This is a genomic window from Parahaliea aestuarii (assembly GCF_008064635.1).
GTDB lineage: Bacteria > Pseudomonadota > Gammaproteobacteria > Pseudomonadales > Halieaceae > Parahaliea > Parahaliea aestuarii.
This window is the reverse complement of record NZ_VRYZ01000005.1, coordinates 131,351-145,730: the sequence shown is the minus strand read 5'-3', so window position 1 is coordinate 145,730 and position 14,380 is coordinate 131,351. Positions and strand designations below refer to the sequence as shown.

Genomic DNA, 14,380 nt, shown 5'->3' with positions numbered 1-14,380 from the left:
CGGCGTTCCGGCCCCCGGGGCCGGGGCGCCTGAAGCGGACATTTGCACAGGGCAAGCAAACCACTTTTCAGGTACAATCGCGCCCCTTGTCGAATGACCCTGGCCCCTGTTACTGGCCATCCAGCCCGCGCCACGAGCGCCTGTTCACATGTCCGCTTCCGAAAACGCCCCCACACCGCTGTACAACTACCGCCGGTACTGGGCCGAATGCTTTGGCCCGGCTCCCGAACTGCCCATGAGCCGCGCGGAAATGGACGCCCTCGGCTGGGACAGCTGCGACATCATCATCGTCACCGGCGACTCCTACGTGGACCACCCCAGCTTCGGCATGGCGGTGATCGGGCGGGTGCTGGAGGCCCAGGGCTTCCGGGTGGGCATCATCGCCCAGCCCGACTGGACCAGCGCCGAGGCTTTCAAGGCCCTGGGCCGGCCCAACCTGTTCTTCGGCGTGGCCGCCGGCAATATGGACTCCATGATCAACCGCTACACGGCGGACCGCAAACGCCGCAATGACGACGCCTACACCCCGGGCAACGAGGGCGGCAAGCGGCCGGATCGGGCGGTGGTGGTGTACAGCCAGCGGGTGCGCGAAGCCTTCAAGGACGTACCCCTGGTCATTGGTTCCATCGAGGCCAGCCTGCGCCGCATCGCCCACTACGACTACTGGAGCGACAAGGTGCGCCGCAGCGTGCTGCTGGACAGCCGCGCCGACCTGCTGCTCTACGGCAACGCCGAACGCGCCATTGTCGATGTAGCTCACCGCCTGGCAGCGGGCGAGAGCATCCGCGATATCCGCGACCTGCGCGGCACCGGGTTTGTGCGCAAGCGGGTCCCCGAGGGCTGGCGTGTCGTGGACTCCACGGACATCGACGTGGTGGGCCCGGTAGAACCCCACATCAATCCTTATGCCGATACCCGCAGTGAGAGCTGCGCAACGTCCGGCGAGCAGGACGGCGGAACCGGAGTGGTCGAGGTAATGACACCCGGCGGCGCACTGCCCGCGGCGGTGGCGGCGGAGATCGAGGCGGTGCCAGTCACCCTGCTCGACCGCCGCGATACGCGCCCGGCGGTGATCCGCATTCCCGCCTACGAACAGGTGAAGGATGACCCGGTTCTCTACGCCCACGCCTCGCGCATCCTGCACAAGGAAACCAACCCCCACAACGCCCGCCCGCTGGTACAGGCCCACGGTGACCGCGATGTGTGGCTGAATCCGCCGCCGATCCCGCTGGACACCGACGAACTGGACTGGGTGTTCGAACTGCCCTACACCCGCCTGCCGCACACGGCCTACGGCGATGCCCGCATCCCCGCCTACGAGATGATCCGTCACTCGGTCAATATCATGCGCGGCTGCTTTGGCGGTTGTACCTTCTGCTCGATCACCGAACACGAAGGCCGCATTATCCAGAACCGCTCGGAGGACTCGATCATCCGCGAGGTGGAGCGCATCCGCGATACCTCGCCGGCCTTTACCGGCGTGATCTCCGACCTCGGCGGCCCCACCGCCAACATGTGGCGCCTGGCCTGCAAGAGCACGGCCATCGAAGCCGCCTGCCGCAAGCTGAGCTGCGTGTTCCCCGGCATCTGCAAGAACCTGAACACCGACCAGACGCCCCTGATCAGCCTGTACCGCCGCGCTCGCGCCGTGCCGGGCGTGAAGAAAGTGCTGATCGCCTCGGGCCTGCGCTATGACCTGGCGGTGGAAACCCCCGAATACGTGGAGGAACTGGTCACTCACCACGTCGGCGGCTACCTGAAGATCGCCCCGGAGCACACCGAGGACGCGCCGCTGTCGAAGATGATGAAGCCCGGCATGGGCAGCTATGACCGCTTCAAGGCGATGTTCGAGAAGTATTCGAAAAAGGCCGGCAAAGAGCAGTACCTGATTCCCTACTTCATCGCCGCCCACCCGGGCACCCGCGATGAAGACATGATGAACCTGGCCCTGTGGCTGAAGCGCAACAAATTCCGCGCCGACCAGGTACAGACCTTCTACCCCTCCCCCATGGCCACCGCCACCGCCATGTACCACAGCGGCAAGAACCCGCTGAAGAAGGTCAGCCGCGGCGCCGACACCATGCCCACCGTGAAGAAGCTGTCGCAGCGCCGCCTGCACAAGGCCTTCCTGCGCTATCACGACCCGGACAACTGGCCGGAACTGCGCAAGGCCCTGAAAAAGATGGGCCGCTCCGACCTGATCGGCAACGGCAAGGTACATTTGGTGCCCCCCCGCCAACCGCCCAAACGCCACCAGCGGGTCGCCGGTGACAGCCAGTCCCGCCCCTTCGCCACCCAGCACAACGGCCTGCCGCGCACGCCGAAAGCACCCCGCCGCAAAGGGCGCTAAAGCACTTTTCCGGACGCCGCCGACCGGCGGAGCTACAACCGCTTGCCCCGCCTTGCACCCATCAATTGCGACAGGGGTGGGTAATTTCCGTTTTCATACCGGGAATTCTTTGCTAGCGTAGGCCGCGTACTCGAAGTTCTAATCATAAAAATCGGAGTATGGCCTATGTCCCGCGGTTCAGTCGGTACCCCCTTTGCGCTCGGCCTGCTGGCAGCGTCGCTCGCCCCACTCAGTTTCGGCCAGGCTGCCGGCATGCTGGAGGAGATCATCGTCACCGCCGAGAAGCGGGCCACCACGGTGCAGGATACGCCCATCGCGGTCACCGCCTTCAGCGGCACCGAACTGGATCGGGCACTGATCAGCAAATCCCTGGACATGCAGTTCTCGGTGCCCAACATGCTGATGAGCAAGGACAACTTCACCACCGCCGCCATTTCCATCCGCGGCATCGGCAACCAGGCCATCGGCGCGGCCGCGGACAGCGGCACCGGCGCCCACTTCAACGGCGTCTACCTGAACAATGGCCGTATTTTCGAAACCGAGTATTTCGACGCCGAGCGGGTGGAAGTCCTGCGCGGCCCCCAGGGCACACTGTACGGGCGCAACACCACCGCCGGCGTGATCAACTTCATCACCCGCAAGCCGGAAGATGAGCTGGGCGGCAATATCAACCTGGAAGTGGGCAACTACAACCACGTCAAGGTGAAAGGCGCCGTCAACCTGCCCGTCACCGACAACCTGGCCCAGCGCTTCTCCCTCTTCTCGCTGAAACGCGATGGCTTTGTCGACAACGAGCACACCGGCAATGACATCGACGGCCGCGACATGTACGCCCTGCGCTCCTCCACCCGCTGGTCCGGCGAGCGCGCCGATGTCAACCTGGTGGTCAATTACATGAAGGAAGACTCCGACCGCATGCGCGGCAGTAACCAGCGCTGCCTGCGCGACCCGGCCGGTATCATCGGCTGCCTGCCCACCGGCCTCGCCAACCAGCGCACCAACAGCCAGGCAACGGTCACCGGTTTCCTGATCAACAACCTGGTGGCCGCCCGCCTGGGTATGGACTTTCCCGACGACGATTACCTCAACTCCGCCATCAGCGACGACCCCCGCAAGCAATTCCTGGATTTCGAACCGCGCTACGAGGTGGAGGACTGGATGGCCTCCTTCGAGGTGGAGTACGACCTCGACAAGCTGACCCTGACCTGGCTGACCGGCTACCACAACTCCGACCTGGACGCCCGCAACGACTACGACTTTGCCGTCGCCTCGGAGCCCTGGCCGGTGGAAGTGACCGTCGATCGCGGCCCGGATGGCCCCATCACCGTGGACCGGGCCTATTCCAGCGACCGCTCCACCACCACACCGGAACAGTGGAGCCAGGAGATACGCCTGGCCTCCGATTTTGACGGCCCCTGGAACTTCCTGGTGGGTGGCTTCTGGCTCAACTACGAGAGCGAAGTCCACTACTATGTGCATTCGGCCGCGCTGGAACTGTATGGCGACACTCTCGGCATCGCTTCTGATCAACGCTTGTTCGACAACGACACCCGCACCTACGAACTGGAGACCTGGGCCGCCTTCGGCGAGCTGTACTGGCAGGCCACTGACAGCCTGCGCCTGACCCTGGGCCTGCGCTATACCGAGGAAGAGAAATCCTCCGAGCAGCGCACCATCTACCTCAACTTCCTCAACGACCCCACCCTGCCCGGCGGCGACTACGACGCCTTCGACGGCAACTGGGAGGAGCCCACCGGCAAGTTCAATGCCACCTGGGATATCAACGCGGACGTGATGGCCTACCTGACCCTGTCGCGCAGCTATAAAAGCGGCGGCTTTAATCCCATCTCCGCCGATTCCGTGCTGTTGCAGGAAAACCCCTCGCTGGCCGAATTTGATCCGGAGTACATCAATGCCTTTGAAGTAGGGATTAAATCGCGCCTGTTCGACAACACCTTGCAGGCCAACCTGACCTACTTCTACTACGACTACGAGGGAATGCAGATTTCCAAGATCACCCAGCAGACCAGCCTCAACGAGAACTTCGACGCCTCCATCCAGGGCTTCGAGGGCGAGTTTGTCTGGCTGCCCACCGACAGACTGCGCCTGACCGCGAACCTGTCCTGGCTGGACACGGCAATGGACGGCGGAACCAGCCTCGATCCGGCCGATATCAACCAGATGGGCACCACCGAGTTCATCGCCAACGCAGTTAACGCCAACGTGTACCTTGGCCCCGGCTGTCCCGGAGGCGTAGCGCCCTGCGCAGGTATCGAGGCCGACCTGGACGGCAACCAGCTGCCCAATGCGCCGGAGTATTCCATCAACCTCGGCCTGCAGTACAGCTGGCCCTTCGACAATGGCATGGAACTGGTGGCCGGCACCAATTACTACTGGCAGGATGAATTCTACGCGCGGGTATTTAACACCGGGAACGATACGGTCGATGCCTGGGATGTGTGGAACGCCACGCTCACACTGTACAGCGCCGACAACAGCTGGTTCGCCGAAGTCTGGGGCCGCAACCTCAACGACGACGACCACGTGACCGGACAGTACCTGGGCGACCAGAACGTGGGGCTGGCCACCAACCAGTTTCTGCTGGAGCCGAGGACATACGGTATAACCCTGGGCTATACTTTCTGATCTTTACCATTCCAAAGAGCAGAAGGGAGCTGACCATGCGTACATTGAAATTTGCGGTACTGGCCGCGGCTGTCATCTCAACCACCGGGTGCGCCACCAAGAGCTATGTCGACGAGCGTTTCGCCGCGCTGGAAACCCGTGTTGACGAGTGGAGCGCCACCAGCCGCGAGGCTCTGGAGCGTGCCGAAAAGGCCGGTGTGCTGGCCGAGGGCAAATTTCTCTACAACGTGGTCCTGACTGAAGACGATCTCACTTTCACTGTTGACGACGCCAACCTGTCCAGCAGCGCCCAGTCACGCCTGGGCCAGCTCGCCAGCCAGCTGCAGGCGGACAACGCCAATGTCTACCTGGAGATTCAGGGACACACGGACGCCACCGGCTCCGCAGAGTACAACCAGGGGCTGGGCCTGGCCCGGGCCGAATCGGTGCGCCGCTACCTGCACAGCCAGGGCGTGGCCCTGGACCGCATGGCGACCATCTCCTACGGCGAAGATGCGCCTGCCGCGGACAACAGCAGTGCCAGTGGGCGCGCCATGAATCGCCGGGTTGAGGTGGTCGTACTCAAATAGGCTGTAGTGCCGGGCGCCTCAGCCCGCCTCCTGCGCCTGCCGCGCCCGGGTGTGCCGGGTCGGCAGCGCACTGACCGGGTCTTCCGGCCAGGGGTGCTTGGGATAGCGCCCCCGCATTTCCTTGCGCACCTCCGCATAGCCATTGCGCCAGAAGCTGGCGAGGTCGGTGGTCACCTGCAGTGGTCGTCCGGCGGGCGACAACAGGTGAATGCACAGGGCCACCCCACCGTTGCAGATACGCGGGCCATCCTCGCAGCCAAACATTTCCTGCAGCTTCACCGCCAGTACCGGCGGGCTCTGGCTGTAGTCCACCGCGATACTGGAACCGGAGGGCACAGCGATACGTTCCGGTGCCAGCCGCTCCAGTTCCAGCGGCTGGGGCCACGGCAACAACGCCTGCAAAATGCTTCGCAAATCCAGCCGGGCAAAATCGGAGAGGCGCTGGACATCATCCAGCCAGGGCAGCAGCCACTGTTCGAGCCCGGCCAGCAGGGCCGCATCGGATAGATCCGGCCAGGGGTTGTCTGTGCCAGCGGCTGCGGCCTCATCGTGCAGCAGTTGTACCCGGGCGCGCCACTGCAGCAGCGCCGGTGTCCAGGGCAGCACAGCCAGTCCGCGCTGCTGCAGCATGTCCAGCAATGCCCGCCCCCGCGCCTGGGCGGACACCGTCTGCAGACTCTCCGAGCGCAGCTCGATGTTGCCCACGGAAAAAGTCCGCCTGGCCTGAAAGCGCTCACTGCGATCGTCCCAGGCCACAATTTCACGCTCTTCCACCAGGGAGGAAAGCACCCCGTCAAAGGCGCTGCCTGTCAGTGGCACCGCGCTGAATATGCGGTCTTCGCTGTCGCCGCGGCGCCCCCCCACTTCGGCCACCGCCAGCCAGGTTTCGCCGCAGAGCTCATCCTCCGCCGGCAGGCGCGCGCTGCGGCCGTTGGCCAACTGGTAGGCGGCGCTGTCGGCGGCGGAGCGCAGGCGCGCGATACGGTCTGGCCAGGCTGCCGCCAGCAGTACCCCGAGTGCATCCTCCGCTGCAACTTGCAAGGCCACCGCGCGCGGCTGGTGAATCGCGCTGGAAATACGGGCATAGCGCCGCGCCTGGTCCCAGATGCGCCGGTACCAGCCCTGCAGGGCCTTGGGGCAGGGAGAATCGCCCAGCAAAACCGCCATGCTGCGCTGCAGGTCGGCGCCGCTGTCCGCCAGCGGGTTGCGCTCGGCGAGCAAGGCGGCCAGCAGGCAGGCCAGTTCGCCAGCGTGAATGTCACAGCCGAGCAGCAGCATATGGGCCAGCCGCGGGTGCAGGGGCATCTGCGCCAGCCGCACCCCGTGGGGAGACAACTGCCACTGCCCCGGCGCCGGGCTGAACACCGCATCGCAGGCCGCCAGCACCTCCAGGGCCTGGCGATAGGGCCCGGCGGGAGGCGCGTCGAGCCAGCGCAGTTCCGTCGGTCGCTGTACGCCCCACGCCAGCAGTTGCAGGGCCAGGGGGGCGAGGTCCGCCTGCAGTATCTCCGGCGTGGCTTGCGGTGCCAGCTGCCGCTGTTGCTCCTCGCTCCACAGGCGATAGCAGGCGCCGGGCCCCAGCCGGCCGGCGCGGCCGGCGCGCTGTTCTGCCGAAGCGCGCGAGATGCGGCGGGTCGCGAGGCGGGTGATACCGGTGCCGGTATCGAACAGGGCCTGGCGTTCCAGGCCGCTGTCGACCACCGTGTGAATGCCTTCAATGGTGAGGCTGGTCTCGGCGATATTGGTCGCCAGTACCACCTTGCGCGCGCCGGGCGCTGCCGGGGCGATGGCCGCCTGTTGCCGGCTCAGGGACAGGCCACCGTAAAGCGGGCAAACCGACACCCCTGCGTGCCGCGCAAGGCGGGCTGCCAGTTCGCTGTTGGCGCGGCGAATTTCCGCCTGCCCGGGCAGGAATACCAGCACACTCCCGGACTGTTCATGCAGGGCGCGCAGCACCGTATCAACCAGCGGTGCAATGATGCTGTCGCGCAACTGGTAGGGTGAGCCGTAGTGCACCTGCACCGGGTACTGGCGCCCCTTCGAGGTGATGACGGGGGCATTGCCGAGCAATGCGGCCACCGCCTCGCCGTCGAGGGTGGCCGACATGGCCAGCAGGCGCAGGGGGGCCTCCGCCTCGCGAAACAGCTCCCGCGCCTGCAGGGCCAGGGCCAATCCCAGGTCCGAGTCCAGGCTGCGCTCGTGAAACTCGTCGAAGATCACCAGCCCCACCCCGTCAAGGGCCGGGTCGGATTGCAAGCGGCGGGAGAGAATGCCCTCGGTGATCACCTCGATACGGGTGGCTGCGCTGACGCAGGTATCCAGGCGAATGCGGTAGCCCACCGCCTGCCCCACGGGTTCATCGAGCAGTTGCGCCATGCGCTGGGCCGCCGCCCGGGCCGCCATGCGTCGCGGCTCCACCATGAGAATGGTGCCCCCGGCCAGCCAGTCGCTGTGCAACAGGTCCAGCGGCACCACGGTGGTCTTGCCGGCGCCCGGCGGCGCCTGCAACACCGCTTCAGTGCCCGCCGCCAGCGCCGCGCGCAGCTGCGGCAGCACCTCGTGGATGGGGAGATCGCTAGTGGCTGTGTCGGGCATCGCGCAAGTCTAAGGGATTGGCCGGGGCGAAGCTATTACAGGCCATCGTCCAGACCATCGGCATGCCCCTGATGCAAGGCCTTGGTGCCGCGGGGGAAATCGGTGCGCGGTTTTGGTGCGGGGCATTGCCGGCTCCACGGCCACACTGTCGCGGCAGCGGCAATTTGTCACAGCTTTTGCCGCCGTCACACCGCTGTCACTCGCAATATTTAACATCGCTGCGCTTCTGGCAAGTTATTTGCTCTGTCTATTACTGACGCGCTGCCAAAGCGCGCTGACTGCGCTCTGCGCAAGGACGAACATGGCCTACTCTAACTTTGAAGCCCATCTGGATGGGCTGGAACAGAGGGCTGGCGAAAAGCCTGCGGTTGCCTTCTTCGACCTCGACGGCACCCTGATTGCCGGGTACTCCATTGTCGCCATGGCCTGGGAGACCGCCCGTCACGGCGCCCGCCACGGCGAGCTGAAACAGTCCCTGCGCGTCATGCGCGACCTGCTGCGGCAACGCACCCGGGACACCGGCGGCAACTATCACCGCCTGGTGCGCCGGCTCACCCGCAGCCTGGCCGGTATCAGCGAACAGACCCTGAGCGAACTGGGCGAACGCGCCTACCACAACACCCTGGCCCGCAGCCTGTTCCGCGAGGCCATCGCGCTGGTAGAGGCCCACCGCGCCGCCGGCCATCACCTGGTCATCGTCACTGCCGCCAGCCAGTACCAGGTGGAACCCATCGCCCGGGTACTGGGTATCGGCGAAATCTGCTGCACCCGCCTGGAAGTCGTGGACGGCAACTTTACCGGCAAGGTCATCAACCCCATGTGCTACGGCGAGGGCAAGAGCCTGGCCGCGCGACGCATCGCCCGGCAACAGGGTGTGAAACTTCGCGACTGCTGGTTCTACACCGACTCCAGTGCCGACCTGCCCCTGCTGAAGGAAGTGGGTCACCCGGTGGCGGTAAACCCCTCCGACCGCCTGGCGGCCCACGCCCGCGCCGAGCAGTGGCCGCAACTGGGTTTTGCCTCACGTGGCAAACCGAATCTGGAATCCCTGCTGCGCACGGTACTGACGGTGGAAACCGTAGCGGCCACCACCCTCGCCGGCGTGATTGGCCAGCGCCTGGGCTTCAAGCCCTTTGGCAAGGCCAACCGGCTGACGCGCTTGCTGGGCGATGTCGGCAGCGGCTTTGCCGGGCTCGACTTCGAAGTGGAGGGCATGGACCACCTGCTCGGCGTGCGCCCGGCCATTTTCACCTTCAATCACCAGAGCCTGCTGGACTCACTGGTACTGGCCCACCTGTTACGGCGGGACGTGGTACCGCTGGTGAAAAAGGAAATGGCGGGCAACCCGCTGATTGGCCCGCTGTTACAGCAGGCCGGTACGATCTTTGTGGATCGCGAGGACAAGGACCAGGCCGCGGTGCTGCAAAACGCGCTGGAGGTCCTGCAGAGCGGCCGCTCCCTGCTGATTGCGCCGGAGGGGACCCGCAGCACTCTCGGCAATATCCAGCCCTTCAAGGCCGGCGCCTTCTTCCTGGCCAAGAAAGCCAAGGTGCCGGTGGTGCCGATTGTGCTGCACAACGTGAAGGACGCCCTGCCCAAGGGCGGCTTCCTGATTCGCCCGGCGACCATCCGCATCACCATCCTGCCGCCGGTCTACCCCGAAAGCATGGGCAGCGTGCGCCAGACCTGCCACGCCATCGAGAGCCAGTACTGCGAGTTGCTGGGCAAGTCGAGCGTGGCCGCCCTGCCCCAGTCTTTGCGGGCGGCCAGTTAGAGGAGCGCTATTTCCAGGGACGGATCAGGAATTTCTCGCCCGTGGCCTGGCGGCTGTAGCGACGCAGGGTTTGCAGGTCCAGCGCGCCGCTCAGGCTGACTTCGCTGGTGTAGTGGCTGGCGAAAGTGGTGTGGATATCCCGCGCCACCCGGGCCCGCATTTCCAGCATCTTCTCGATACCCGCTTTGGCCAGGAACTGGGGCAACAGCCAGCCGCCCAGCCCCCAGGCGAACCCGAAGCTGCGCTGGATCACGGTAGGTGACATATCCAGGCCGCCGTAGATATACACCTGCTTGTAGGTATCGGAGCCGTAGCGATTGTACTCGGTCATCTTGCGCGCCGCTGCAGTTTCCATACAGGTGAGGATCTGGCTGGCCAGCTTGCCGCCCCCGGTGGCGTCAAACGCCAGGGTGGCGCCGGTTTCGGCAATCGCTTCGGTCAATTCGCTGAAGAAATTGTCACTACTGGAATTCACCACGTAGCGGGCACCGAGGTCGCGCAGGATCTGTTCCTGCTCCGGGCGGCGCACGATGTTGACCAGGGCGATATCCTCCGCCTGGCACAGGCGGTTCAGCATCTGGCCGAGGTTGGAGGCGGCCGCGGTGTGCACCAGCGCGGTGTGGCCTTCCATGCGCAGGGTTTCCACCATGCCCAGGGCCGTCATCGGGTTGACGAAACAGGAGGCGCCATCCACGGCGGTGGTGCCGGGCTCCAGCGGCAGGCATTGCATGGCGTTGATGCAGCGGTACTGACCGTAGGTTTCACCGCCGAACAGGCCGACAGTTTTCCCAAGCAGCGCCTGGGCCGCGTCGGAGTCACCCGCCGCCACCACTTCACCGGCGCCCTCGTTACCCACCGGCAGGGACTGCCCCACCCGCCCCTGCAGCAAACGCATGGCCCCTTCCGGAATCTTCGCGGTGATCACCGGCCGCTCCGCGCTGCCGCCCTGGGTGGCGGACTCCAGGTCCGCCATCGCCGTCAGCAGGGCCAGGTCGGAGGGATTGATGGGAGCGGCATCCAGTTTCACCACGACCTCGCCGGGGCCGGGTTCGGGAACCGTCACTTCCTGCAGGGACAGTTCCAGCGTGCCATCTTCGCTCACCAGCGAGCGCAATTGCAGTCCAGTGGTCATGGGGGTACTCCTTTCATCGAATGTGGGCCGTAGCGCAGGCCGCTCACTATAACCAATAGCAGAAGCCCGTACACTCCTCGGTATAGCGCCACAGGCGATCAGCCGCCTCTCTGTCCAGCGCCCAGGGCTTGGGACTGACCTCGCGGCTGTTGACAAAGTACTTGCCGCTCACCTGTGCCACCGCCGGGTCACAGGCGAGAAACAGCGTGGTTTGCGCCCCCTGCTGCGGCGACTTGAAAAAGGGCTTGAGCAACAGCGGCAACAAACCGCTCAGCACGCCGTCGTTCTGGCTGCCAAGCGAGGTGGACACCGCCCCCGGGTGCAGGCAGTTAACGGTGGGCCCCCGCTCTCCCAGGCGCTCCGCAAGGCTCAGGGTAAACAGCATGTTGGCGAGCTTGGAGCGGCCGTATTCGCGAAAGGTGCGAAAACCCTGCTCGGCCTGCATGTCATCAAACCCCATCCCGCGTACGAACTTGTGGGCATCGGAAGCGACATTGACGATGCGCGAAGCGGGCTCCGCCTGCAGCAATGGCAATAACAGTCCGGTCAGTACGAAGGGGGCGAAATGATTGACCGCCAGGGTTTCCTCGAAGCCGTCCACGCTTTCCCGGCGTTCGGTATTGATCAGGCCGGCGTTGTTGATCAGCACATCGATGGGCTCACCGCGCTCGACCAGTGCCTGCCCGGCGGCCCGCACACTGGCCAGCGAGGCCATATCGAGGGGTATCACCTGCGGTGTGGCGCCGCCCTGCCCGGCAATCTCCGCGGCCAGTGCTTCGCCCTTGTCGCGATTGCGACACAACAGCGTCAGCTGCGCGCCCCGGCGCCCCAGTTCCAGCGCCGTCTCCCGCCCGATGCCCGCCGTCGGCCCGGTGATCACTATCCGCTTGCCCTGCATATTGAGTCCCGTACTGTTGTTATGTAGCGTTCCACTCTAGCGCAGGCCCGCACGATGCACTAGCACCGCTCCAGGTGCTGCTATTACAGGTGTTTGCCTCTTGCCCGTCTGCGCCTTTTGCCGCCTAATGACAAGCCATGAACCCACTACTCGAACTTACCCGCATTGTTCAGGCCGCCGCCCAGGCCTCTGCTCACACCGAGCAGGTGGAACTGATTGTGGAATCCATTCACCGCGCCATCGGTGTGGATGTGTGCAGCCTGTACATCTCCCAGCCGGATCACGGCATGTTGCTGGCAGCCAGCCACGGCCTGGACCCACAATCCGTCGGCCACACCCTGTTGCCGGAAGGTACCGGCCTGGTGGGGCTGGCGGCGCGCAGCCGACACCCCGTGAACATCGCCGAGGCCGCAGCACACCCGGACTTCCGCTACATCGCCGAAACCCACGAGGAAGCCTTTCACAGTTTCTGCGGCGTGCCACTGGTGCGCGGCGGCGAAGTGATCGGCGTACTGGTGGTGCAGGCCCGGGAAGCGCGGCTGATGAGCGAGGAGGAACTGGCCTTCCTCGTGACCCTGTCAGCCCAGCTCGCGCTGGTACTGCCGGCGGACCCACAGCAATTCAGCAATGCCTTGTCCGCCACCCGTCGCCTGCGCGGGGTGAAGGGCGCCCCGGGCATCGGCATCGGCAAGGTGCAGATGTGCGACCAGTTCGACCTGTACAGTGTTTCCGACAAGGCCTGCGACGACCCCGAAGCCGCCCTGGGGCGCTGGTATGCGCTGCTGGAGCAGGTCAGCGCCGAGGTTGAGGCAGAGCGCCGCTCACTCGGCAGCGACGTATCCGACAGCGTGGCCGCCGTGTTCTCCGCCTACCAGATGCTGCTGGCGGACAACCACCTGCGCCAGGGCGTGGCGGAACGTATTCGCAACGGCCAGTGGCTGCCCGGCGCGCTGCGGCAGACGGTCCAGCACTTCGCCGACATCTTCCTGGCGATGGAGGACCCTTACCTGCGTGCCCGCCACGAGGACATCTACCACCTCGGCAACAAACTCTACTCGGCCTGGGCCGGCGACAACGACACCGGCGCCCTGCCCGGCGACGGCCCGATTGTGCTGGTGGGCAGCAAGGTCAGCGTATCGGATATCGCCTCCTGCGACCCGGCCCGCCTGCAGGGCATCGTCTGCTTCGAGGGTTCCACCCTGTCCCACACCGCGGTGCTGGCGAACGCCCTCGGTGTGCCAGCGGTGATGGGAACCGGCGCCATCAAGGCGGTCAGCAACGGCGACCCGGTGATTGTCGACGGCAACGTCGGCCAGATCATCCTGCACCCGCCGCTGTCGGTGAAGAAGGAATTCCGGCGCCTGCAGCAGGCCGATCGCACCCTGCAGGGGGAACTGGCCGAACTGGTAAACGAACCCGCCACCACCACCGACGGGGAAAGAGTCCGCCTGTACGCCAATACCGGTCTGCTGGCGGATATCTCCCCGGGCATCGCCAACGGTGCCGAGGGCGTGGGCCTGTACCGCACCGAAATGCCCTTCATGGTGGCGGAAACCTTCCCCTCGGAGGACGAGCAGGAATTCATTTACAGCCAGGTGCTGAAAGCCTACGCCGGCAAGCCGGTGTATATGCGCACCCTGGATATCGGTGGCGACAAGCCCCTGCCCTACTTCCCCATCGAGGAAGAAAACCCGGCACTGGGCTGGCGCGGCATCCGCTTCTGCCTCGACAACAGTTCCCTGATGATGACCCAGTTGCGGGCCATGCTGCGCGCCGCCGGCGAGGCCGACAACCTGCGCATCCTGCTGCCAATGGTGAGCAACACAGGTGAAATCGACCGCCTGCGGCTGCTGCTGGACGACGCCCTGACGCAATTGCGCGAAGAAGGTTACCTCGTACAACGCCCCCCGGTGGGGATCATGGTGGAAGTGCCGGCGGCCATTTCGCTGCTGCCCACCTGGGCGACGCGTATCGACTTTGTCTCCATCGGCTCCAACGACCTGAGCCAGTACCTGCTGGCACTGGATCGCAATAATCCCAGGGTGGCCTCAGCCTACGACCACCTGCACCCGGCCGTCCTGCGTGAAGTGTCACGCATTGCCCTCTGCGCGCGGGACAGCGGCCTGCCCCTGAGCCTGTGCGGCGAAATGGCCTCGGATCCGGCGGCGGTCCTGGTACTGGCCGGGCTCGGCGTGCGCACCTTGAGCATGAGCGCCTCGAAAATTCCGCGCATAAAGTGGCTGCTGCGCTCCATCGCCGCCGCAGACGCCACGACACTGGCGCAGCAGGTACTGCAGATGGAAGACGCCGCCGGTATCCGCGAGGTGCTGCAGCAGGCCCTGCGCGAGCGCGGGCTCGGCCGCCTGCTCGGCGACCAGTAGCGCCTATACTGTTTTAAACGGGCTGACGATGGAGC

General features: G+C 65.3%; 8 protein-coding genes. 5 read left to right on the top strand and 3 right to left on the bottom strand.

Annotation, left to right across the window (positions count from 1 at the left end; genetic code table 11):
• The first annotated feature begins 148 nt into the window (after positions 1-148).
• The 3 genes from FVW59_RS12415 (at position 149) to FVW59_RS12405 (ending at position 5,565) form a co-directional block, all read left to right on the top strand.
• Positions 149-2,350, top strand: coding sequence for a YgiQ family radical SAM protein (locus FVW59_RS12415; protein ID WP_148064664.1), 2,202 nt, complete (start codon positions 149-151; stop codon positions 2,348-2,350).
• Positions 2,351-2,515: 165 nt separating this feature from the next.
• A complete protein-coding gene (locus FVW59_RS12410) occupies positions 2,516-4,996 on the top strand; it encodes a TonB-dependent receptor (RefSeq protein WP_148064663.1) in 2,481 nt (826 codons plus the stop codon).
• A gap of 35 nt (positions 4,997-5,031) precedes the next feature.
• Positions 5,032-5,565, top strand: a complete 534-nt coding sequence (locus tag FVW59_RS12405) for an OmpA family protein (RefSeq protein ID WP_187275869.1) — start codon at positions 5,032-5,034, stop codon at positions 5,563-5,565.
• A gap of 18 nt (positions 5,566-5,583) precedes the next feature.
• Here FVW59_RS12405 and hrpB read toward each other — a convergent pair whose 3' ends face one another.
• Positions 5,584-8,160 carry an ATP-dependent helicase HrpB gene (gene hrpB, locus FVW59_RS12400; protein WP_148064662.1) on the bottom strand — a complete coding sequence of 859 codons (2,577 nt, stop codon included), beginning with the start codon at positions 8,158-8,160 and terminating at the stop codon, positions 5,584-5,586.
• Between the two features lie 301 nt (positions 8,161-8,461).
• On the opposite strand from hrpB, the gene FVW59_RS12395 reads away from it, so the two are divergent.
• A complete protein-coding gene (locus FVW59_RS12395; RefSeq protein WP_148064661.1) occupies positions 8,462-9,934 on the top strand; it encodes an HAD-IB family hydrolase in 1,473 nt (490 codons plus the stop codon).
• A gap of 7 nt (positions 9,935-9,941) precedes the next feature.
• Here the strand turns inward: FVW59_RS12395 and FVW59_RS12390 are convergent, their stop codons facing one another.
• On the bottom strand, positions 9,942-11,066 hold the full coding sequence (locus FVW59_RS12390) for a zinc-binding dehydrogenase (protein ID WP_148064660.1): 1,125 nt from the start codon (positions 11,064-11,066) through the stop codon (positions 9,942-9,944).
• A gap of 46 nt (positions 11,067-11,112) precedes the next feature.
• The gene (locus FVW59_RS12385; protein ID WP_148064659.1) at positions 11,113-11,964 is read right to left on the bottom strand and encodes an SDR family oxidoreductase; all 852 of its coding nucleotides are present in this window, start codon (positions 11,962-11,964) and stop codon (positions 11,113-11,115) included.
• Positions 11,965-12,101: 137 nt separating this feature from the next.
• Between FVW59_RS12385 and ptsP the strand changes: the two genes are divergently transcribed.
• The gene (ptsP, locus tag FVW59_RS12380; protein ID WP_148064658.1) at positions 12,102-14,345 is read left to right on the top strand and encodes a phosphoenolpyruvate--protein phosphotransferase; all 2,244 of its coding nucleotides are present in this window, start codon (positions 12,102-12,104) and stop codon (positions 14,343-14,345) included.
• Positions 14,346-14,380: the final 35 nt, after the last annotated feature.